Source organism: Spirochaetia bacterium, assembly GCA_022482625.1.
Lineage (GTDB): Bacteria > Spirochaetota > Spirochaetia > Sphaerochaetales > Sphaerochaetaceae > Pleomorphochaeta.
On record JAKVOU010000001.1, the window covers coordinates 955,717 to 977,127 of the forward strand.

The 21,411-nt window shown below is 39.6% G+C and carries 17 protein-coding genes and 1 tRNA gene; 14 read left to right on the forward strand and 4 right to left on the reverse strand.

The window, feature by feature from the left end; all coding sequences use genetic code 11:
- Positions 1–10 precede the first annotated feature (10 nt).
- From LKE40_04300 to LKE40_04310, 3 genes are all read left to right on the forward strand, one after another.
- On the forward strand, positions 11–1,285 hold the full coding sequence (locus LKE40_04300) for an extracellular solute-binding protein (GenBank protein ID MCH3916679.1): 1,275 nt from the start codon (positions 11–13) through the stop codon (positions 1,283–1,285).
- Between the two features lie 67 nt (positions 1,286–1,352).
- Positions 1,353–2,273, forward strand: a complete 921-nt coding sequence (locus tag LKE40_04305) for a sugar ABC transporter permease (GenBank protein ID MCH3916680.1) — start codon at positions 1,353–1,355, stop codon at positions 2,271–2,273.
- Positions 2,270–3,127: a carbohydrate ABC transporter permease gene (locus LKE40_04310; GenBank protein MCH3916681.1), complete on the forward strand. Its 858-nt coding sequence runs from the start codon at positions 2,270–2,272 to the stop codon at positions 3,125–3,127. Before LKE40_04305 ends, LKE40_04310 begins: the two co-directional genes overlap by 4 nt.
- A 4-nt stretch (positions 3,128–3,131) precedes the next feature.
- On the opposite strand, the gene LKE40_04315 is transcribed toward LKE40_04310, so the two are convergent.
- Complete coding sequence (locus LKE40_04315; protein ID MCH3916682.1) at positions 3,132–3,980, reverse strand: MurR/RpiR family transcriptional regulator; 849 nt, start codon at positions 3,978–3,980, stop codon at positions 3,132–3,134.
- Between the two features lie 52 nt (positions 3,981–4,032).
- On the opposite strand from LKE40_04315, the gene LKE40_04320 reads away from it, so the two are divergent.
- A complete protein-coding gene (locus LKE40_04320; GenBank protein ID MCH3916683.1) occupies positions 4,033–4,956 on the forward strand; it encodes a hypothetical protein in 924 nt (307 codons plus the stop codon).
- Here the strand turns inward: LKE40_04320 and LKE40_04325 are convergent.
- Positions 4,953–5,717 carry an alpha/beta hydrolase-fold protein gene (locus LKE40_04325; GenBank protein MCH3916684.1) on the reverse strand — a complete coding sequence of 255 codons (765 nt, stop codon included), beginning with the start codon at positions 5,715–5,717 and terminating at the stop codon, positions 4,953–4,955. The genes LKE40_04320 and LKE40_04325 overlap by 4 nt on opposite strands.
- Before the next feature lie 119 nt (positions 5,718–5,836).
- Here LKE40_04325 and LKE40_04330 point away from each other — a divergent pair.
- The 5 genes from LKE40_04330 to LKE40_04350 all read left to right on the forward strand — a co-directional run bounded on the left by LKE40_04330 (position 5,837) and on the right by LKE40_04350 (position 8,148).
- Positions 5,837–5,920 (forward strand) — tRNA-Leu (locus tag LKE40_04330).
- Between the two features lie 402 nt (positions 5,921–6,322).
- A complete protein-coding gene (locus LKE40_04335; GenBank protein ID MCH3916685.1) occupies positions 6,323–6,538 on the forward strand; it encodes a hypothetical protein in 216 nt (71 codons plus the stop codon).
- Between the two features lie 81 nt (positions 6,539–6,619).
- Entirely contained in the window at positions 6,620–7,060 is a 441-nt protein-coding gene (locus tag LKE40_04340) for a hypothetical protein (protein ID MCH3916686.1), read from the forward strand.
- Between the two features lie 62 nt (positions 7,061–7,122).
- Positions 7,123–7,545 (forward strand): hypothetical protein, encoded by a 423-nt coding sequence (locus LKE40_04345; protein ID MCH3916687.1) that lies wholly within the window; start codon positions 7,123–7,125, stop codon positions 7,543–7,545.
- Positions 7,546–7,887: 342 nt separating this feature from the next.
- Positions 7,888–8,148, forward strand: coding sequence for a hypothetical protein (locus LKE40_04350; protein MCH3916688.1), 261 nt, complete (start codon positions 7,888–7,890; stop codon positions 8,146–8,148).
- Between the two features lie 72 nt (positions 8,149–8,220).
- On the opposite strand, the gene LKE40_04355 is transcribed toward LKE40_04350, so the two are convergent.
- Entirely contained in the window at positions 8,221–8,844 is a 624-nt protein-coding gene (locus tag LKE40_04355; protein MCH3916689.1) for a hypothetical protein, read from the reverse strand.
- Between the two features lie 361 nt (positions 8,845–9,205).
- Here LKE40_04355 and LKE40_04360 point away from each other — a divergent pair, with 361 nt between their 5' ends.
- Together LKE40_04360 and LKE40_04365 are read left to right on the forward strand one after the other, a co-directional pair.
- Positions 9,206–9,973, forward strand: coding sequence for a GNAT family N-acetyltransferase (locus tag LKE40_04360; GenBank protein MCH3916690.1), 768 nt, complete (start codon positions 9,206–9,208; stop codon positions 9,971–9,973).
- A 356-nt stretch (positions 9,974–10,329) separates the two neighbouring features.
- Entirely contained in the window at positions 10,330–11,343 is a 1,014-nt protein-coding gene (locus LKE40_04365) for a sensor domain-containing diguanylate cyclase (GenBank protein ID MCH3916691.1), read from the forward strand.
- Positions 11,344–11,581: 238 nt separating this feature from the next.
- Here the strand turns inward: LKE40_04365 and LKE40_04370 are convergent, their stop codons facing one another.
- Positions 11,582–11,851 (reverse strand): hypothetical protein, encoded by a 270-nt coding sequence (locus tag LKE40_04370; GenBank protein MCH3916692.1) that lies wholly within the window; start codon positions 11,849–11,851, stop codon positions 11,582–11,584.
- 551 nt (positions 11,852–12,402) lie between these two features.
- On the opposite strand from LKE40_04370, the gene LKE40_04375 reads away from it, so the two are divergent.
- From LKE40_04375 to LKE40_04385, 3 genes are all read left to right on the forward strand, one after another.
- Positions 12,403–12,867, forward strand: coding sequence for an NAD(P)H-dependent oxidoreductase (locus LKE40_04375; protein MCH3916693.1), 465 nt, complete (start codon positions 12,403–12,405; stop codon positions 12,865–12,867).
- Positions 12,868–13,396: 529 nt separating this feature from the next.
- The gene (locus LKE40_04380; protein MCH3916694.1) at positions 13,397–18,628 is read left to right on the forward strand and encodes a DEAD/DEAH box helicase; all 5,232 of its coding nucleotides are present in this window, start codon (positions 13,397–13,399) and stop codon (positions 18,626–18,628) included.
- A complete protein-coding gene (locus tag LKE40_04385) occupies positions 18,625–21,411 on the forward strand; it encodes a DEAD/DEAH box helicase (GenBank protein MCH3916695.1) in 2,787 nt (928 codons plus the stop codon). Before LKE40_04380 ends, LKE40_04385 begins: the two co-directional genes overlap by 4 nt.

The window sequence follows — 21,411 nt, forward strand, 5'->3', positions numbered from 1 at the left end:
GAGTGTCAGAATGAAAAGAAAGGTAATTGCTTTTGTTGCCGCAGCCCTATTGGCTGTAAGCTCCGGTTCTTTGTTTGCAAACGGCTCTGCCGAAGCTCCGGCCACAGAACAGAAAGTGACGGAACTGCAGCTATGGACATGGAGACCGGAGGATGTGGATTTCTACAATGGCCTGATCAAGCAGTTTGAAGCTGCGAATCCAGATATCAAGGTCACGCAGAATGCCATCAAGAACACTGAGTACAACACGGTACTTGCCTCTTCGCTTTCCGGAGGAAGCGGTCCCGACATCTTCATGGGAAGAGCATACGGCGGTCTGCTCACCTATGTGCAGTCCGGTTATCTTGAACCGATGGACAAGCTCTATCCTGAAGTAAAGAACTACAGCAAAGGAGCCTTGGGCGGAGCCTCTGACAGCGATGGAAACATCTGGGGACTTCCTGCTGTCGGACAGACACTGTGCGTATACTATAACAAGAAGATATTCGAAGAGAATGGGATTACCGTACCGGATACCTGGGACGAGTTCCTGGCAGACTGCAAGACGTTGAAGGCAAAAGGCATTCTGCCCATAGCCAACGGTACCAAGGATGGTTGGACAGTCGAGACATTGCTGGGAGTCATCGGACCGGCGTTCTACGGACCTGACTTCTTTGACGATGTAGTTGCAGGCAAGACCAACTTCCTTGACCCACGTTTCATCGGAGCAATCAACAAGATCCATGAACTTACTCCTTACATGCCTGATATGTACACCGGTATTTCCTACACCGACATGCAGACCTCATTCATCAACGAAATGAGCGCCATGTTCCTGGGCGGTTCCTATGAGGCAAGCTACTTCAAGACCCAGAACCCTGACCTCGACTTCGACATCTTTCCAATTCCTGGAACAAAGGCTTCCGATCCGAAACTTGTCTCTGTCTATGCAGACATGAACTGGGTAGTCAATGCCGCAAGCCAGCATATGGATGCAGACAAGAAGTTCATCAAGTTCCTGGCAAGCAAGGAAGTCGGACAGCAAATCATCGACAAGCTGCAGATGGTACCATGGACACCGGGAGTCGACGCAAGCAGTTCACCGTTCATTTCCAAGGTGCTTGAACTGCAGAAAACAAGCACGCCGTATCTGTTCCTCGTCGGTTTCAGATATCAGCAGCCGACAGGTTCCTCTCTCTGGCAGGCAGCAGGACAGGGCTTCATGTCCGGTGACCTGACTGCAGAACAAACCGCTGAACAGGTACAGAAAGGTATTGCATCGTACTACAAACCTTTCCAGAAATAGTACATCATCACAGATCCAGCACGGGCCTGTATGCGTGGATGCGCGTACAGGCCATTGAAGGAAGCCCATGCAAATCAAAAAGAAAACCCTGAGAAAATTCGGGACAGTCTCGTTTTTCGTATTACCGGCTCTGATCATCGTCATTACTTTGATCGTGGCCCCGCTCCTTATGTCCATGTTCAACAGCCTGTTCAGTTGGAACCAGATGGTCCGTCTTGATTTCATAGGTTTTGACAACTTCAAGGCATTGTTCACCAAGTATCCGTACCAGGAACGTTTTTTCAATGCCTTGAAAAACAACGCACAATGGTTTGTCATGACTATGGTCATCCAGAATGGTTTCGGATTGCTTTTCGGCTATCTGCTTTCACGCCGTATCGCAGGTTCAGAATTCTTCAAAAGGGTCTTTTTCCTCCCTGTCCTGTTTTCCATTGTAGCCGTCGGTTTTTTGTGGGGATTGTATCTTTCCCCCAATGGCTTGCTCAATGCCATACTCAAGGCCACAGGAAAACCAGAATGGCAGCAGGCATGGTTGGGAAATGCAAAATATGCAAACAATGCACTTATCTTGGTCAACATCTGGCGTTGGGTAGGTTTCCCTTCCCTTGTATTCCTGGCTGCAATTGACATGGTACCGGTAGAATCCATCGAGGCGAGTCTCCTGGACGGGGCAAATTCCTGGCAGACTTTCTGGAAAGTCATTTTCCCGTTGATCATCCCTTCGCTTACCATTGTCTTCGTATTGACCATCATCGGAAGTCTGAACGTATTTGAGCAAGTCTATTGTATGACAGGGCTGGATGGGTCACCGAATTTTGCTACCGATACCATCGGTACCCTTTTCTACCGTACTGCATTTGGTTCCGTTGATGCAGGAAATCCTGAGATTGGGATGGGCTCTGCGATTTCAGTAGTCATTTACCTGCTCACATTCTGTTTTTCTCTCATATCCATCGTCACAACCCGCAGCAAGGAGGTCGAACTATGATCACAGACCTGCGCTACAGGCATGCTTCCATAGGCCAGAAGATTTTCATCATCTGTTCCATCATCGTCATGAGCATCTATGTCGTACTTATCATCTATCCGATCTTCAATATGTTCATATCATCATTCAAGACAACAAGGGAAATCCTGCAGCATCCTTTCAGCATGCCTTCTTCCTACAGCTTCAAGAACATCAGGATACTCTGGATAGACAAACATTTCGGACTATATTTTGCAAACAGTTTCCTTATTACCGTCGTTGCCATGGTCTTTGTCCTTCTCTTCGGTTCAATGGCATCTTTCGGTATTTCCCGCTACACCTTCAAGGGAAACATGCTGCTGTATATGATATTCCTCAGCGGTATCATGCTGCCCCTCAAGGCTGCCGTCATTCCGCTGTTTATGTTGATCAAGAAACTGAATCTGGTAAACAACAGACTTTCCTGTATCCTCATCTTTACCGGAATGGGACTTCCATCCACTGTTTTTATCCTTGCAGGATTCATGAAAAGTATTCCTAAAGAATTGGAATATGCAGGAAGAATCGACGGTTGCAGCGATGTACGCATCTATTGGCAGATATTCATGCCCCTGTGTGCATCTTCGATTGCCTTGGTTACCATCTACAACGCCGTTCCCATATGGAATGATTTCTTCTTCCCTCTCGTGTTCCTCCAGAGAGACAGCATCAAGACGCTTCCTGTCGGATTGAGTTCATTCTTCGGTACAAACAGCACGAACTGGGAAATGCTTTTCACAGGACTGTCTGTCGCCATCCTGCCGATGATCATCCTCTACCTGTTCATGTCAAAGTATTTCATCAAAGGCATGACGGCAGGAGCCGTGAAGTCATGAACAGCTACGCATCATGGTGTACGATTTCCCAAGTAGAACGAAGCAGTTCCTTACCTTGGGGAATCTGTACGATAAGGTTTGTATAGAGTATGTCGACGATAACCAGCTGGCTGATACGGGAAAAGGTTGCTCCCTGCCTGAACAATGATTCGGACTCGGGGACTGCAAGGATAAGGTCAGAAAGTTTTGCCAGCCTGTTGTCTCCGATTTTGGTAACGGCAATGATCGTACACTTTTGCTTGGAGGCAACCTGTGCTATGCGAAGGATCGAAGGAGTGGCACCTGAATATGAAAAGACCATACACAGGTCTTTTGGTCCTAGGGTCTCTGCCTGTACCAATGACACATCGGTATCGGTAGAAAAACTGGGAAAGATACCCAACCGTATGAGTTTCTGCTGCAGGTCCATGGCAACAAGGCCGCTTGCTCCGACCCCGACCAGAAGTATCTTCCGTGCCGATTCGATAGCTTTGCAGGATTTCTCTATGGCATCCGGGTCAAGGACGGCCCCGATAAGCGATACATTCTGCCTGACCATGTCGACCATGGCATCGGTAATGGTCTTGGCACTCTCAAGCGCCTTTTCGTCGAACAGATCCAACGAGGTGTCTTCCCCGCTGTTGCTATACAGATCCTTGGTAAGATCAAGCTTGAATTTTGAAAAGCTTTCCACCCCGATCTTCTGGCAGAGTCTTGTGATGGCAGAAGTACTGGTATTGGCTTTCTGGGCAAGCTGCGTAATGGTAAGATTGATTACCTGTGAGGGATCTGCAATGATAAAGGAAGCAGCCTTCTGCTCCGAGGGCTTGAGTGTTGACAATGCTTGCTTGAGTAAATTTATGCTTCCGTCCATACTTATCAAGATACTCTATCTTGGGGCAAGATACAAGAAAAGGATGTGTTGAATGGAATACTTTTATGCGGGTATCGACGGTGGTGGCACCAACTGCAGGCTTGCAGTAGGCACTGAAGATGCCAGGATCGCCCATCAGATACAGGGTTCTGCTTCAAATATGTATTCGATTGGCTTCGAAAGGGCCTTTGCCTCCATGACAGACCTGTTGGATGAAGCCTGCAGGACTTGGCAGCTTGATCTGTCTGCCTGCAGATGCCTGTGTGTCGGGTCTGCCGGACTTGGCCGTACAAATGAAAAGAAGTTGTTCACAGATGCATTCAGGAAAAAATATCCTCACCTTCCTGTCTACATCTGCAGTGACGGAGAGATCCTCCTTGCAGGTAGTCTCGCAGGGAAATCAGGTATCTGTCTCATCGCAGGTACTGGTTCAGTCTGCTACGGAACGGATGGCAAACGACTACTTCGCTCAGGTGGTTTCGGATGGCGTCTGGGGGACGAAGGTTCCGGTTGGTACATAGCCAACAGTGCATTGGCACGGACGCTGAAAAGCAAGGAAGACCGGGACTTACCTACTTCATTGGAAAAGGCAATCATTCCTTTCTTCCAGCTGAACAACTTGGAAGAAATCATTTCCTATGCAAATGCAAATGAGCGAGAAAAAGCCCAGATTGCAGCCTTTGCCCCACAGGTAACGGCCTTTGCCGCACAAGGTGACCAATTGGCAGCAGATATTCTCACAGAAGCTGGCACTGATTTGGGCAAACTGGTACTTTCAGTCTACAACCGACTGCAGGCAAAAGAAGAGCTACTTCTTTCCTGCAGCGGAGCCGTGGTTAAAAAAGACCCCTTCGTACAAGAAAGCTTCCATGCTTTTCTGAAAGCAGAGAAGCTTCCTCTCCACATGCTGGACCAACCACTTGGAGGGCCATTGGAAGGAGCACTGCTTCTTGCAAGGGAGAGAACAAGGATCTAAAGGGGAAGCCAAGCCAGCAGATGCTGGACATACGTATCCCAGAAATCCCAGGTATGGGCGCCCTCGCCTTCTTCATAGGTGACAGGGATATGGTGTGCGAGCAGGAACTGGTGATAACTACGGTTTGCTGGCAAGAGTGAATCTTTTGTTCCTATGGCCATATAGATCTGCGGCATAGGGTCAGCTTTGAGAATCAGTGCTTCATAATCCTTGTCACTACCTTTCAATGCTTCAAGATTGCCGAAGACACGTATAAACATTTTCCTACGGGACAATGGATTTGGCTCATCATCTGTTGACTTCAGGGCCTTTTCAATTATCAAGGCTGCACTGAGCAATCCTATGTGGCTGAAAGTAGTACAGTACTTAAGTCCATTCACTATGGCTCCATAGCCTCCCATGGAAAGGCCAGCAATAAAGGTATCTTCATATTTGTCAGAAAGAGGCAGCAAGGCTCGTGTCTGTTGTACCAGTTCCGCTCCGATATAGGTACTGTATTTATCAAAAGGGCCAGGTCCATCGACGTAAAAGCTATTCTCTCCTGCCGGCATGATTACCGCCAGATTTTTCTCTTCTGCCCAGCGTTGTATTCGGGTTCCAGAAAGCCAATCATATTGGTTGCCATAGACGCCATGAAGCAAATAGAGTGTCTTGAACTTTTGTCCAGGTATCAGGCCTTCCTTGTCAGAAGGAACGATTGCCGTCACATTGACAGTCCTTTTCAATGCCTGTGAATGCAGTGATATTTCCAGTAAAGCCATGTTGTTTCTCCTTACTATCTTATGCAAAGACAATACTGCAGAAGGGCATTTTTTGAAAGTATATTCATGGTTTTGCTTGGTTGACTGTCAACACTTTCATTGCTACAATATGCTTCGTTGCCGAAATGGTGGAATTGGTAGACACAAGGGACTTAAAATCCCTTGTCCGCAAGGACGTACGGGTTCAAGTCCCGTTTTCGGTATGTATGTCTTCGCTGTAACGATCCTCGACAGGAGGTTGGCCTTTGTTTCCAGCGTCTTGATATCGTCCTTAGCCGCAAGGTCAATCTGCATGGGAAAAAGGGCGTTTATATGTTTAAGAATTAAGGTTCTTATGAGTGGTTTTTGGGGCTTCATTTTCTTTTAGTCATTTTTCGAAACAATTAGTTACTTTTTTGTTATAACAAGACGAACTTTTTTCGTTATTTTTATTTCGTTCTGTACATTCATAAAATCAGAATATTTTGTATGTGCATATCATCAAGTAAAAAAATATACACAAATACATTTTTTTCCATACTTTCTAAGTCCAAGAGGAAATAATAGAAACGTTTTATAATCGGATAAAATCATTGGTAAAAGAAAAGAATATTACAATTGATTCGATGGAAAAGGAATCAATTGGTTCAAGTAAAAATGTATTTGAAGGGTGGCAATCGAGAGGAACAATGCCACGAGTTGATGATTGTATGAAAATCGTTACATTTCTTAGAACTACTATAGATTATTTAATGACAGGAAAGTTTAACTCAAAAGGATATCCGAAAAGAATCAAAAAATTTCAGATAAACTTTGCAAAATATCAGAAAGTAACCTTATAATAGTCAAAAGAATGGTTGACTTGATGCCTGTTATGAGACAGGCTAAGGACAAGGAACATACAAAGTCTATCGGATAAAGGAATGGAACAAACAGTGAAACAAAAAGCAAAATTGATAATTTTGTTATTTATGATTGCCTGTATGAATCCTATTTTTGCAAGTCAATATGACAATATTGTATATTCTGAAATAAATCCACCAGAATGGCTTATTGGGACATGGAAGGATGCAAATGATCCTTTATTTACTATTACATTTACAAAAAATGACATGGAACTTGCATCTGGATCTGATGTTGTTTATTTTTCAAGCATGATTTCAGCTTCCAATAGAAACATAAAAGCAAATTGTTATATTGTAGATGCTTGTGACTATAAAACATTTCAATATTTTATTTTGGTAAAATATCTTAATTCTTCAGCTTGGATTATACAAGTTATATTAGAAAGAAATAATGTAATTGAATTATACTCATCTAATAAAAAAAGAGATACTTCAATGATACTAACAAAAGTTATATAATCATAAAAAAAATATTTATATGCTTCCTTTGTTGTCTTCTGTTTTTTTCTTGTTCATTAGATGTGCCAACGGATAATACAGAAAATTCTTCAGATGAAGATAGCAACCAATCAGATGTCAATTCTTCTTGGGCCTATTCTGAATTTTCTCCGCCACAATGGATACAAGGTACTTGGAGTTATTCCTCTGGCGGTACTATCAAATATTATATATTTACAGAAAACAATGTAATCCGTACAGGAACTACAAGAATTTCTTTCCAAGATCAAGCTGATTGGTACAATAAATATAAAGGAAAAAATGGATATTTTAAAGAGATTGAAAATACTTCTTCAGCCTATCGTTTTGAAGAGGTTAACAAAGATGGCCTCGCCAATTATTATACATTTGAAAAAAAAAGCGATACACAGATGTTAGTTACTGTAACTTATTATTTTTCAACAAGCAATACTCCTTTTACTTATACCAAATTTTCCGATGAGTAAACTTTCTGTTACAGTTCTATTATCGTCTACATAGATATGGAGAGTCTAGATTAGGCAGAAAGGTATATTATTTCTGCCTTTTTCGTCATTTAAATATATTACGTATATTTAAAATGGTAGCAAATCTCTGTTTTCGGTATAATTTGTAACAGGATATTTACTTACCATATACTAAATTAAAATTAATCTTAGAAACTATTGGATACCATTGAGGATACCAAATTCTGTAACCATTATATATAGCTATATAATCTTGGTATGTAAAACGAAAAAATCTATCAAAGAAGCAGAAAGTATCAGTATTATTTTGGATATAACCCAATAAAATAATTGGAAATCCTGTTGAATGTATCAAGATATAACATCATGTGTGGTGTCATGTGTGGTGTCATGTGTGGTGTCATGTGTGGTGTCATGTGTGGTGTCATGTGTGGTGTCATGTGTGGTGTCATGTGTGGTTTGATCAATCCATTCATAGCTACAGTATCCAATGGAACAGTTGCCCTGAGCACTTTTCTACTTTTAAAATCAACAAGGACTGTTATCTTAGAACTTTGCAACAAGTTTCCTTTTGTATCGTCTGTTACTCGAATGCCTAGTTAAAGCTAAAAAAGGACCTGTCTCAGGCAAGTCCCATAGAAATTGACTATAACGTCTATAATTCAAATGCAACTCCTATTGTCGGAGATACCACAAAACTGCATGGGAGAAAAAATTATTTTTATCAACCAAAGAACTATTGGTAATGAAAGGATTATAAACAACCATGCAGTTTGCAACAACATCAATGGAACGGGATGCTTTGAAAGACAAACCGAGATTACCTTGAATACCATATGCTACATAATCGTCCATACCAACATCACCAGAATAACCATACTGATAGAGAACATCAGGTCCCAGTGATAATTCAAGCGTCGTGTGTGATGAAAGGACAAACGGATATTGAATTCCCAAGGAACAATTGATCCAATTGGCAGCCGTTTCCAAATCCTCACTGTCTTGCCATTCCGAATGCTGATATCTTTTTATAGAATTTTTTTGTACTAACCCGAAATCCACACTGGCATACAGTTCTACATTTGTTGCCTTACTACAATCAGCTGTTATCTTTGCTCCCAAAAGCAAGCCTTGTTCTGCAATGGAAGCTTTTTCAACGTCCGTATTGGGTTCAAATCGAAAATTGTCGTATCCGTACCCTGCATGAGCTTCAATGCTGTAATTGGATGGCAAGGCAAACAGTGCAGATGAGCAGGCAGACAATGCTACATCAAGAGAATAATCCTTTTCATTTTTCATTACCTCACGTTTGTGTAAAATATCTGTTTATTATAATTACAATACAGTTATTACACAATTGTCCCATAGCACAAGTGCTTGACTAAATCATAAAAATCAAAACTCATGCACATAAATAGAACAAAATCTCCCCTGACCAATTAGAATAAAGAATATCTTTGACTCAAAGACATTTAAGATAAAGATTACACTATTATCCGTCATGATTGGCTTTTCCCTTGTAAATTATTCATCTGTCTCTATTTCTGACTTGCAACAAGAAAGAACTTCAGATAAACTTGCTGAAATTCATCCATTCGTGAAATTAGGATCAGGACAAAGCAAGTCTTTGACTGGAATCAGCGGCCAATGGAGAGCTCATATGATATACACATGTACGGAAGCAGACAGAACGGCACTTTTGGAATATTGCTCGGCAGACAGACCGATGAATCTGTTTATCATCGGCGACATAGACCTATATGGTTTTTCAAGCAGTATCCAGACCATCTATGCAGACAAGGATGATGCAAGCTCCATCTGTTCTGTCTACTTGGCACATAGGACCAATCTCGTCATCAATTCAAAAAAGAAATCCATTGACAATGAGTTCATCAAGACAATAGTCGAAAAACATGGCATCACCGATATCAACGGTGACTATGAGGTAATCAAACAGATAAAACTGGAAGGTTTCACTACTAAGAAAACAACCATTGCAAGCCTGACCAATATGAGACACCTGTGTAACTATGATGAAGTGCCATTGCTGGAAAAAACAGATCTTGAAGAGTTTGAAATAGACGCTTCTGTAGTTTTCGGCCGTCCAGGACATATAGACACAATGAAAAGTGATTATGACAAGGGTTGCTCACATTTCTATGGTTGCAAAGCAGAAGGAAAACTGGTAAGCGGTGCCATGACAGCAGCAGAATCAAAGAGTGTTGCCATGATCGTAAGTGTATTTACCCTTGAAGCTTACCGTGGCAGACATTATGCACTCAAGACGGTAAGTCGTCTCTGTGCGGATATGCTTGCACAAGACAAGCTTGTCTGCCTGTTCTTTGATAATCCCAATGCAGCACAAATGTATCATAAGATTGGTTTTGTTGACTATGGTGCCTATGGTATGATGAGAAAAGATAGCTGATAATCGGACATTTTACCTTTCCCCTATGCCAGGATATTACAGCACTGATCCTAATTGAACATTTGATCTAACAGCGAGTATCAAAAAAATACAAAATTTTAGATTCACAAACAAATATATAACAATGCTATATATGCTTCAAAACTTATGATAACATATATAGGACAAAAACATATACGTTGAGTCAGCATATATTTTTGTCCATGAAAAATTATTTCCAGATTTTCTTTTATCTCTTTTCGGTATATAGTATAGATAACAGAAAGCAATCTATGTATAGAAAAACAGAAAATAATTCTGATTTTACTCTTTCTGGATTGTTGTAATCGGCACAAAGGAAAAGAGAAGGCAAAAAAATGACTTCACGACAAGAAACATTGCTTAAAAATGCATTGCTAAGTCTCGAACATGACCCGGATGGAATTTTTTGGGTCGATATCTATGGACAAACAGTCTATGTCAATGATGCTGCCTGTAAATTGCTTGGTTATAGCAAGGAAGAATTACTGCACATGAGAGTAAGGGATTTCGATCCGAATGTAACGGAAGAAGATTTCGGCCCAGATGGCAGGATCCCACGTATGGTCCTTTCAAAACAAACGACACACTTGGAAACGACCCAGCAACACAAAGACGGACATCTTGTTCCTGTTGAAATTTCCATGAGTATCCTCAACAAAGGAGGCGAAGTTTATTTGGTAAGTTGTTTTGTACGGGACCTTACAAGTCAGAAAGAAGCTGAAAAACGCCTCAAAGAAGAGATAGAGGAAAGAAAATCAACAGAACAAAAGCTGGAAAACCTGAACAAGCGTCTCGGGAAAATGGTCTATACGGACCAACTTACCGAACTTTGGACCCGTAGATATTTCTTTGCCATCATCAACAAAAAAATCAGCAAGGCAAACAGACATCAGATGAATCTCTCAATGCTATTGCTGGACATAGATCATTTCAAGGCAATCAATGATACTTACGGACATTTGATAGGTGATGCCGTATTGGTCGAGCTTGCAACGCTGCTTAGGCATCATGTCGCTGCTACCGATTCCATCATTCGATGGGGAGGCGAAGAATTCATCGTCATCCTTTCGGAAACAGACCAAGAGCATGCATTCGACCTTGCGGAAAACCTACGGTCACTCATCGCCCAAAATGATTTTCATACCGATCTGCCGGTAACTGTCAGCATCGGAGTGGCACAATTCATACCTTTGGAAACGGTAGATACATGGATTACAAGGACAGATAAAGCTCTGTATGCAGCAAAGAATGCAGGACGAAACAGAATCTCTACAGCAGAACGACCTCTCATCGGAACCACTGCAACTGAAATACAGGTTGAGGAAGGCGATATCAATCCAGAAAATTGATTATTAGCCTTTTTATTGGCACAAGTACTCCTTGCCAAGTAAAGACTGCGGTGCCGTAAGTCTCAAGTATATTTCAAGGATAGATAATTCATGTATAAAAAGTATTTGCAAAAATCAGTTTGCCTGCACACAGTCAAATTTCAAAGATCAGGATATAGCACTCTGTTTTTAATTTGAAACTTACACCCTTCTGTTCTACTGTTTATCAAGACAAAGCGACATCACTTCACAGCTCAGGCTAATTGGAATTCTTATTCTTTGCTTGGTGTTGTTTCTTCCATCGGTCAATGAACGCTGTAAAAGCGTCGATCTGTCCATCAATTTCCGAGTTCATGATTTCACCACGTCCCGTCTGGTCCTGGCCTTCATAGACAGTCAAGTAGTAAAGTTGTTCTTCAATGTCCTCAATACGGAAATCGGGAGATGCTGCCCTTTGGTCCAAGTATTTCAATGTATCTTTGAATGCTTCATCGGCTACCTGTTCTTCTATGGTCATTTCATCCTGCATTGCATTTTTCCCTTTGTCAGTTCATAGAATACAAAAAGCGTGACAAATATATCGTTCTTGTGATTTCTTCACATATTCTGTGAGAAGAAATCTATAAACGATGTTTTCCGAGCAATGGTACTGTTTTTCAAGCAACGTTCAGTGCAATTGTCGAATCGACATGCTCTTTGCGGCAAGGATACCCGAATACGGGGAATCCTTGCAAGGCCATTTCCTATAGATAACAGACAACAAATTTAAGAGAAGAAGTAAATTCTCAAACATCTTTGCAAAACCATTGCCATCCATATCGTATAATCTGAGATATCTACTCCCCTATTTTAGTAAATAGGTAAAGAAAGATATTTTCAGTACAATGATAGAATCAGTTCATTATGACAAGATAGATTTTCATGCCATTTTGGTTGAACCGGCTATCATATCGAATTCAGTTTCCTTAATTCAAGTTATATGCTACACTTGAAACAAGAAAAAAGCTTCATGAATATTAAATTTGAATTACATTGGACAAATGTATCGTCGTCCCCCTCTAAGGAAAGGAGATTGCAATCATGAACGTAGGTATTATTATTCTTTCAAATACTGGCAATACATTGGCAGTAGCCCAGAAGCTCAAGAATAGCTTCACAGCAAAAGGACAGACAGTATCCCTGGAACAGATAACCGCTGAGAGTAATGATCCGAATACTCCGGCAGGGAAACAGTTGAAAGACTGTCCTGACACAAAGCCTTATGATGTCCTTATCTTCGGTAGTCCAGTATGGGCTTTTTCCATACCTTCTGTAATGAAAGCATATCTATCCCAAGCCTCTTCCATGGAAGGCAAAAAGGTCGGTTGCTTCGTCACCCAGCATTTTTCAAAGGCTTGGATGGGTGGAAACCACACCATCAAGCAAATGAAATCTCTCTGTATGGCAAAGGGTGCCACAATCTTTGCAACAGGAGTAATCAACTGGTCCAACAAAGCAAAAGAGGATCAAATTACAGAATTGATAGAAAAGATGACAAAGCTATGAAATCAAACCTTTTCAGAAGAAAATTATACTTTTCAAGTTAGCCTTATAATGTAAGTGCAAGGAGTTTTTGTGACTAATATGTTCATAACAAACTGATCAGTAATCCCGGTCTTGCCAGTAAAACGTTCAATTTGAAGAAAACAAAAAATTTTTCTGACAAAGAGAACCTGCTTGGCCTAATCAATGGATACTTCAGTTTACTTCAAGTGTCTCTCAAGGCTCATAAAGATTTCATCAAGAATAATATTTCAGAACTCTCTGAGCCTGTCTTGCTTTACCAAGAATTTGTCTCATGATAAGTTCGCAAAATCAAACTACTAGTAAATAAGACAATGTAATTCCGTAAAACGCTCAAATATAGGAAAAAATTTTGTGAATAGAACTTCTATATGCAGAGTGTCAATAACACTGTGTAGTTTGGAATTACATATGTTTGCTAATTATAATATGTTTAAGCTTTTCCCTTTTAAATAGTATTTTCCAACATTTTGGATTATACTAATATCCATAAATTTATAAGGATATTCCTATGAAACGTATATTTGAATTCCGAAACCAATTAATAGAGAATTTTACTAACTTCTCAACAAGCTTTACAAAAGTAAAAGCAGAAGATATCAGAAAAAAGCTTAATGATAGTAAAACAACAAATAAGTTTTGGCCGGAGCCACTTATACAAATCAATCCTCATTATAGGAAAGGTCACACCATTGCAGAATTAGTTACATCAGGGATGCTACAACCTGAATGTAATAAGATATTTCGCTTCGGTAATATCAGTCTAAAATTGTTTGCTCATCAAGAACAGGCTATACTTTTTGCTGAACATAAAGAAAGTTTCGTCGTAACTACAGGAACTGGTTCTGGCAAAAGTTTAGCCTTTTTTGTCCCAATAATTGATACAATCATTCGGGAAAAGAAAAATAAAGCGGCAAATAGAACCAGAGCAATCATTGTGTACCCAATGAATGCTTTAGCAAACAGCCAATTAGGAGAAATCAACAAATTCCTTCACAATTATCCACAATGCAATATTACTGTTTGCCGTTACACCGGGCAGGAAAACACAGCAGAACGAACAAGAATTGCAAATAATCCACCTGATATCCTATTGACAAATTACATGATGTTAGAATTACTTTTGACACGGTCCGAACCAAATGATAGAAATATCATAGAACACAGCAAACATTTGGAATTTCTTGTGTTGGATGAATTGCATACCTACAGAGGTAGACAAGGCGCAGATGTTGCAATGCTTATAAGACGAGTCCGTCAACGGCTTGAAGCTACAGATTTGGTATGCATTGGAACTTCTGCCACTATGTCAACAATTGGAGAAGGAAATGATAGAGAAAAAGCAGTAGCGGAAGTAGCTTCACTGCTGTTTGGCATAACAATTCCCCCTTCAAAAATAATTACGGAAAAATTAAAACGGGTTACACCGGAAAATCAATCAATTCATCCTCAAAAACTACATGATAGAATTATCAGTAACGTACCTTTTTCAAATAATTATGATACCCTTGCAAAAGATGAATTATCAATCTGGATTGAACTGACTTTAAGTATAAATTTAAGTTCAAAAGAAGCTCCCAAAAGAGCAATTCCTTTATCTTTATCAGAAATTACCAAACGTTTATCAAAAACTGCATCAATTCCAGAAGAGCATGCAAAGAAAGTATTAATCGAATTCCTTACCCATTGTGAACACGTAAAAAAAGACAATGAGCCCCTTTTTGCATTCAAACTTCATCAATTCATTTCTGGACCAGGTTTTCTACTTACAACCCTTGAACCCCAAGGTAAACGAATTATTACAGTTGAAGAACAACAATTTGCTCCAGGAAAATCCAAAGATAAAATCAGATTGTTCAGAACCTATTTTTGCAGAGATTGTGGACAAGAATTCATTCCTGTTTGGTTTGATTCTCATTCGAATAAATTTACACCTCGTCCAATTGACGAAAAACCGACACAAGACGACGGCCCTTCTTTCGGATATCTTATACCTTGGGATGACAAACAGCTCTTTCAAGGAACCACAGATGGTCTTCCTGATTCTTGGCTTGAAACAAAAACAAATGGCACTGAATCCGTTATACATAATAAAACACATTTCATTCCAATAGATAGAACTGTTGCTCCAGACGGAACTATTTCCACATCAGGAACACGATATTGGTTTATTGAAGGTCCAGCACGCTTTTGTCCTTCATGCGGTATAGAATTTGAACCTCGGGCACATGAAAATAACAAATTAGTGGGTTTATCAGGCGAAGGCAGAACAACAGCCACCACAGTAATTACCATTAACCTTCTTTATCAATTATTTTCAGAAGAACAAGATAGAGATAAGCGGAAATTATTGGGTTTTACTGACAACAGGCAGGATGCAGCTCTTCAAGCTGGACATTTCAATGACTTTGTTTATCTTGTAATGATACGAAGTGCTTTGTTAGCAGCATTGGAAAAGGAACAAGGGCCTTTAACTATCGACAACATTGCTCACAGGATGTTTGGCGTCTTGGGATTTTTGGATACTGACAATACTGAAGTTTTATCAGAATATTTACTTAATCCAAATATTGCACCGAATATTCAAGAAGGAATTGAAGAAGCTGCAGAAGGAATTCTTACTTATCGCGTGTTACATGATTTGGAAAGAGGCTGGAAATACAGTAATCCCAATCTTATACAATTGGGATTATTGGAAATTAATTACAACAATCTAGATATTTTGATAACAGACGAAAATCTCACTAGTAACTATCCTTTACTTGGCAAACTTGCCCCAACTGTCCGAAAAAAACTATTTTTAATCCTATTTAATACGCTAAGAGAAACTTTCTGTATAAGTTCAAGATATCTTGACAATATTTTACTAACAAAATGTAAAAACCAAACCTATAATCGAGTTACTGATCGTTGGGAATTACAAAATCAAGAAAAACTACATTTAGGAAATCGACTGGTATGCGGGAAACGACCTTCGGCACAGCAAACAGGAGCTTTGTTCAGATACTATAGCGGAAGTTCATCATCTCGATTAGGCCAACGTTTAAGAAAAGTTCTTGCAGAGAAAGATAGTCCCTGGAGCAGAGAGACTGGAACAACAATCAACAAAGTAGCAAAGCAACTTATTGGGGAACTTTTGGAAACAGCAGAAGTATATGGACTAGTAATAAAACAAAAAGAATTCCAAAAGAAAAAAGAAATTATCAGCTGGCAATTGTCTGATACTGCCATGAGTTGGAATCTAGGAAAACCAAGTAATGAAGGAAAATGGGCTAACCGTTTCTTTTCTACGCTTTATCGAACCTTAGCTAATCAATTTCAACAAAAAAATTATATGATATTTGGGTTTGAAGCTGCAGAACATACAGCACAAGTAGAACAAGAACGAAGAATTGAATTAGAACAACGCTTCAGATTTTCAAAAACTGATAAAACTGCATGGGAAACACATCATCAGGGCAATCACCTCAAGCCATTACCAGTGTTATACTGCTCTCCTACAATGGAACTTGGCATCGATATTTCCTCGCTAAATACAGTATATCTACGTAATGTACCGCCAACACCTGCAAATTATGCCCAACGATCTGGACGAGCAGGAAGATCAGGACAAGCGGCTTTGGTTATTACATATTGTGCAGCACAAAGCCCTCATGACCAATGGTTTTTTCATCATAGTGAACAAATGATACATGGAATCGTAAAAACACCATCCTTAGATCTTTCAAATAGAAATCTCATTGAAAGTCATTTCCTTGCTGTTTGGTTTGCCTGTGCAAACTGTCCAATTATTTCTTCTGTTAATGAAGTCTTGGATAATGAAAAAGTCGATCAAGGATTACCAGTCAAAGAAGAAATCAAAGCAAAATTAGTGGATCCACAAACCATCAAAAATGCAAAATCTATGGTCATTGCTTTAGCAAAAGACCTACAAGATACTCTGAGCAATCAACAAATACCTTGGTTGGATACTGTCTACGTCCAACACATAATTGACGGAGCCTTTGAACGCTTTGACCATGCCTTTGACATGTGGAGAAATCTGTATATCTCAACTAAAAAACAAATTGAAACTGCCGCTAAAGTAATGGTAAATCCTATGACGACAAAGAAGAAAAGAGATACTTACCAACGAATCAGCATAGATGCTAGCAAACAGTTAAATTTATTATTAGGATCGAATTCTGCTAATGGCCCTTCTTCAGATTTTTATATTTACCGTTATTTAGCCGGACAAGGTTTTCTACCAGGCTATAACTTCCCTAGACTTCCTTTGCTCGCTTGGTTACCCAGCCCTACTCAGGAAGATAACAAAGATAATCAAAACACGATAACAATAAGCCGTCCAAGATTTCTTGCTTTATCCGAATTTGGTCCAGATAGTCTAATCTACCATGAAGGTAAAATCTTCAAGGTTGTAAAAGTAAAATTCAATGCCACAGAGACAACTTCTTCTTCTACAGGCAACTTTAAACTTTCGACTTCGAATATTACCATTTGCAATAAATGTGGTTATGGAATTCTTTCTACAAACGGCACGGAAACCGTCATTGATCGCTGTCCTAGATGTAATGCTCCTTTGGATGACTTAGGCCTAATTACCTCATTATATCGTATTGAAACGGTGGAAACAAAACTTACAGAACGTATCTCTCTCAACGATGAAGAACGACAACGTCAAGGTTATGATATGCAAATTACATTTGCATTTGATAACAAACAGACGAAAAGCCATTTAGAGTGGTCTGTTACATCAAAAGAAGGAAAAGATTTTGTTCAATTTCTCTATGCCCCTGATGCTACACTTTATAAAATCAATAAAGGTTGGAAACGTAGAACTAATAAAAATATTATGGGATTTCTCATTGATCCACAAACAGGCCTTTGGCTACGTGAATCTAACAGTTTGGAATCCAATGCCAATAATGAAATCCCTGCCATTGACCATGTTGAATCGCAACGAATTGTCCCATTTGTAGAAGACTACAAAAATATATTATTATTTGAACCTCTGGAGCCACTTTCTCAAACTACTATGGTTACATTGCAAGCGGCTTTAAAGCGAGGTATTGAAGAAGTCTTCCAATTAGAAGAATCTGAATTAGCAGTGGAACCCTTGCCTTCTGCAGATATAAGGAAACAAATTTTGTTCTTTGAAGCTTCAGAGGGAGGTGCAGGTGTTCTTAGTCAAATTGCAGGTAATGATAAGGCAATATCTGATATTGCAAAGAAAGCATTGGAAATCATGCACTATAAACCAGATTTATGCAACGAACTTACTGTTAAAGAAATTGCGTCAACAGATGCAGATGCCCCCTGTGAAACAGGTTGTTACCATTGCCTACTATCTTACCAAAACCAAACTGATCACCAGTTTATCAATCGAAAAGACCCTGATACTCTTCGTATTCTTATTGCATTAATAAATGGAACAAGGAAAACATCCGTAAAAACATCTGATAGTTTTAATAATCAGTCTTCAAGTTTTTTACATCTTCTTGAAACGCTTGGTTATCCTTCAAAAGAATATAAAAGAAAAGTATTACATAATGGTACAGAAATTCCTCTTTATAATGCGTCAAGAAGACTTTGTCTTTTTTTTACTGCGCCAGAAGAAAAAATCATCTCCTATCTGAAAGAAAAAGTATTGCTAGTTATTATACTTGGAAACAACCCTGATGACTGGGAAGAAAAGATCCGGCATAATAAAACCATATTCGCAGTTGGAGAAAAAGTCGAATGAACGAAAATTTATTTACACCTGGTAATCTTGTCTGTGCGAGAGGAAGAAACTGGGTAGTACAATCTGGTTCAAACATACAAGAACTTCGGTTACGTCCTCTGACCGGTTCAGAGGATGAAGAAATATTTCTTTCACCTGCACTTGAAACAGAAAAAATACAACAAGCATTTTTTCCTGATCCTTCTCCTGACCAAATAGGCAGCCTGCGTTCTGGAATATTATTCAGAGAAGCAACAATGATAAAATTGATAAATGGAGCCGGTCCTTTTCGCTGTTTCGGGCATATTGCAATCGAACCACGCGCCTATCAGTTAGTTCCGTTATTAATGGCCTTAAAGATGGATACTATCAGATTATTGATTGCAGATGATGTGGGAATTGGCAAAACAATAGAAGCTGGTTTAATTGTAAGGGAATTATGGGATCGCTTTGAAATTACTCAACTTGCAGTGCTGTGTCCCCCTCATCTTGTCAGCCAATGGGTAAAGGAACTCAATGAACATTTCCATCTCCCTGCCATAGGTCTGACAGCTTCATCCGTTTTTGCCTTAGAAAGAAATCTGCCAGTCGGTGCATCACTGTCTGACAAATATCCTGTTTTGGTTGTTTCCTTAGATTATATAAAAAATAATCGGCATCTGAACAATTTTCTTTCATCTGCACCAGATTGCATTATAGTCGATGAAGCCCATACGTGTACATTGAAAAGCAATGAACGTAATCTTCGATATGAATTACTCCAACAATTGTCAAGAAAAAAGACAAGACATATGATTTTCCTTACTGCAACTCCTCATTCAGGTGATGATGAAGCATTTTATAATCTGCTTGGTTTACTAGATGAAAAGTATAACCTGTTGGCTGATGGTAAAAAACATATAGAACTAAGATCTGATCTTGCATTGCATTTTGTGCAACGACGTCGGCAAGATATTCTAGAATATCAAGAAAATATGTCATTCCCACAGAAAGTACAAAAAGAAGTTGCGTATAAGCTGACTACTCAATGGGAAGCTTTTTTTGAAAGTGTACGCAGATATTGTGCAAAACTAGGAAAACAGTATGAAGAAATGGGAAAGCAAAATACCATGATTTGGTATGCAACGCTTGCACTTTTCCGTTGTGCAGCATCGAGCCCTGATGCTGCTATACAAGCACTGACAACAAGAAAACAGCATGAAGAAGAAGTCCCTTTGGCTGATGAAGATGTCCTTGATATGGATGAAGTTGCAGACGATGGCAATGTATCTGGTTTCTACAGCAATAATGATTCTGCAATTAGGGCGCTGCTCCATGATGCAAAGGCTTTGAAACGTGAAGAAGATTCTAAATTAAATTGCCTCATACAAAACTTGAAACATGATATATTGGATGAAGGTTATCATCCTGTTATTTTTTGTCGGTATATTTCAACAGCCAAGTATGTAGGCAACGCCCTAAAAGACTACTTACCTAAAAAATATGAAATCAGCGTCATTACCGGAGAACTTACACCTGCAGAACGACAAGAGCGAATTGAAACTCTCAAGGATGTATCTTATCCCATCCTTGTATCGACTGATTGTCTATCTGAAGGAATTAATTTACAAGAAAATTTTAATGCAGTCATTCATTATGATTTGGCATGGAATCCGACACGACATGAGCAAAGAGAAGGACGTATAGACAGATTTGGACAAAGCTCGTCTCAAGTACGTTGTCTCATGCTTTATGGTGAAGATAACCCAATAGACGGTTTTATACTTCGAGTCATTGTAAAGAAAGCAAAAACTATTAAGGATACTTTGGGTGTATTAGTGCCAATTCCTGAAAATAATGCAGCTATCAGTCACGCCTTGCTTCGAGCGATGTTTTTAAAAAAATCTATGCAGACAGACAAGCAACTTGAATTTGACTTCGGAGAAATTGATGAAGCAGCAAAGATTCTCGAGACACCTTGGGAAGATGCAATGGAAAAAGCCAAGAAAAACAGAACAATCTTCGCTCAACATTCTTTGCATCCTGAAAATGTTTTACCAGAATGGGATCGTCAGAAAAAAGTTTTAGGAATTGCTATAGAAGACATAGAAGATTTTGTTTCCTTTATTCTTAAACGTTTAGGTTGTGGTTTGACAAAAGAAGGCAATAACCGATGGCTATTCAATCCAACCGACATGCCACAATCGCTTAGAAAAATGTTCAAATCAATAGGAATAGAAAAACCAATGAGTATATCTTTTAAGTTTCCTGCTCCTTTTGGAAGTACATTTATCCATCGCAGTCATCCTTTAGTACAGTTGCTAGCAACTTATTTTATGGAATCGATTCTATCAGAAAATTCTCAACAGGCCCTTTTTACGGGGCGTTGTTCGGTCGCCGAAACCTCTGCAGTGAAAGAAGTGCATACTTTGTATCTCGTTCGTCTGCGGCATCAGGTTACCACTCAACTCAATACAACCATTCGTTGTGTTATGGCCGAAGAAATAGTTTTGCTCGCTTGTAAAGGCTATACATCCCCACAATGGTTAGAAGAAGATTCAGCACTTCCTTTACTTAACCACAACAGTGAAGTAAATCTAAACGAAAGATTAAAAAAAACACAAATTGAACACGCCTTGGCTTTCTACCATAAAGAAAAAAATGCAATCACTGAAATTTGTATGAGACACTCTGGCGACCTCCTTGAAGATAACCGAAGAGTACGCAGTGCAGCAGCAGGGAAAGGACAAATGAGTGTAAAACCATGTATACCACCGGATTTACTTGGAGTCTATGTTCTGCTTCCTAGCAACAAGGAGTTATAG

Coding starts and splice junctions, on each gene's coding strand:
- LKE40_04300 (MCH3916679.1), top strand. CDS start 11: ATGAAAAGAAAGGTAATTGCTTTTGTTGCCGCAGCCCTATTGGCTGTA.
- LKE40_04305 (MCH3916680.1), top strand. CDS start 1,353: ATGCAAATCAAAAAGAAAACCCTGAGAAAATTCGGGACAGTCTCGTTT.
- LKE40_04310 (MCH3916681.1), top strand. CDS start 2,270: ATGATCACAGACCTGCGCTACAGGCATGCTTCCATAGGCCAGAAGATT.
- LKE40_04315 (MCH3916682.1), bottom strand. CDS start 3,980: ATGGACGGAAGCATAAATTTACTCAAGCAAGCATTGTCAACACTCAAG.
- LKE40_04320 (MCH3916683.1), top strand. CDS start 4,033: ATGGAATACTTTTATGCGGGTATCGACGGTGGTGGCACCAACTGCAGG.
- LKE40_04325 (MCH3916684.1), bottom strand. CDS start 5,717: ATGGCTTTACTGGAAATATCACTGCATTCACAGGCATTGAAAAGGACT.
- LKE40_04335 (MCH3916685.1), top strand. CDS start 6,323: ATGGAAAAGGAATCAATTGGTTCAAGTAAAAATGTATTTGAAGGGTGG.
- LKE40_04340 (MCH3916686.1), top strand. CDS start 6,620: ATGGAACAAACAGTGAAACAAAAAGCAAAATTGATAATTTTGTTATTT.
- LKE40_04355 (MCH3916689.1), bottom strand. CDS start 8,844: ATGAAAAATGAAAAGGATTATTCTCTTGATGTAGCATTGTCTGCCTGC.
- LKE40_04360 (MCH3916690.1), top strand. CDS start 9,206: ATGATATACACATGTACGGAAGCAGACAGAACGGCACTTTTGGAATAT.
- LKE40_04365 (MCH3916691.1), top strand. CDS start 10,330: ATGACTTCACGACAAGAAACATTGCTTAAAAATGCATTGCTAAGTCTC.
- LKE40_04370 (MCH3916692.1), bottom strand. CDS start 11,851: ATGCAGGATGAAATGACCATAGAAGAACAGGTAGCCGATGAAGCATTC.
- LKE40_04375 (MCH3916693.1), top strand. CDS start 12,403: ATGAACGTAGGTATTATTATTCTTTCAAATACTGGCAATACATTGGCA.
- LKE40_04380 (MCH3916694.1), top strand. CDS start 13,397: ATGAAACGTATATTTGAATTCCGAAACCAATTAATAGAGAATTTTACT.
- LKE40_04385 (MCH3916695.1), top strand. CDS start 18,625: ATGAACGAAAATTTATTTACACCTGGTAATCTTGTCTGTGCGAGAGGA.